The organism is Oleiphilus sp. HI0132 (assembly GCF_001635845.1).
Genome location: NZ_LWGJ01001734.1, coordinates 1 through 860 on the forward strand (window position 1 = coordinate 1; position 860 = coordinate 860).

Sequence of the window (860 nt, forward strand, 5' to 3'; positions counted from 1 at the left end):
TACGTAAGTCCTATCAGGTAGTTCAAGCGTTAAATGCTGCAGATACTGCGAAAGGGTATTCTTGTAGCAAACAGCTGGTATTAAAAGATCAACAATGGGCTCTTGAGCCTGTTGGCTAGTGTTATTTCGGGCGGCTAAGATAGCGGTCCATTCAGTTTAAAGGCTTGTCAGTATCTTGTTTAGCTGGCAATTAGCAATAAAAGCATTGTGCTTTTTCTATGAGAAGAGAAGTTATGGGTAAGAATGTTGTCATTTTGGGCACCCAATGGGGTGACGAAGGCAAAGGTAAAATCGTTGACTTATTAACAGATCAGGTTGCGACGGTAGCGCGATTCCAGGGTGGCCATAATGCCGGTCATACACTGGTAATTGACGGGGAAAAGACAGTATTACATTTGATTCCTTCCGGAATTCTACGTGATAACGTTACTTGTCTGATTGGTAATGGCGTCGTGCTTGCTCCTGATGCTCTTATCAAGGAAATGACTGAACTTGAAGAAAAAGGTGTGCCGGTTAAGGAGCGCTTAAAGCTGAGTTTGGCTTGCCCATTAATTTTGCCTTATCACGTTGCGCTTGATCAAGCGCGAGAGATAGCGAAAGGTGCTGATAAGATCGGTACGACTGGTCGCGGAATCGGCCCAGCGTATGAAGATAAAGTTTCTCGTCGAGGTCTAAGGTTAGGTGACTTGGTTGATGCAGAAAACTTTGCTAAAAAGCTTAAAGAAATTATGGAATACCACAACTTTGTATTGGAAAACTTCTACAAAGTTGAGCCTGTAGATTATCAAAAGACGCTTGATGATGTGCTTGAGATGGCGAAGGTTCTTTTACCGATGGCGGTTGATGTCACGGACGAGCTT

1 protein-coding gene is annotated in these 860 nt (G+C 43.5%); it reads left to right on the plus strand.

Going from position 1 to position 860, the window contains the following annotated elements:
• Nucleotides 1-233: 233 nt before the first annotated feature.
• Nucleotides 234-860, plus strand: a 627-nt coding sequence (locus A3766_RS26500; protein WP_197479768.1) for an adenylosuccinate synthetase, incomplete at its 3' end; no start/stop codon positions are given.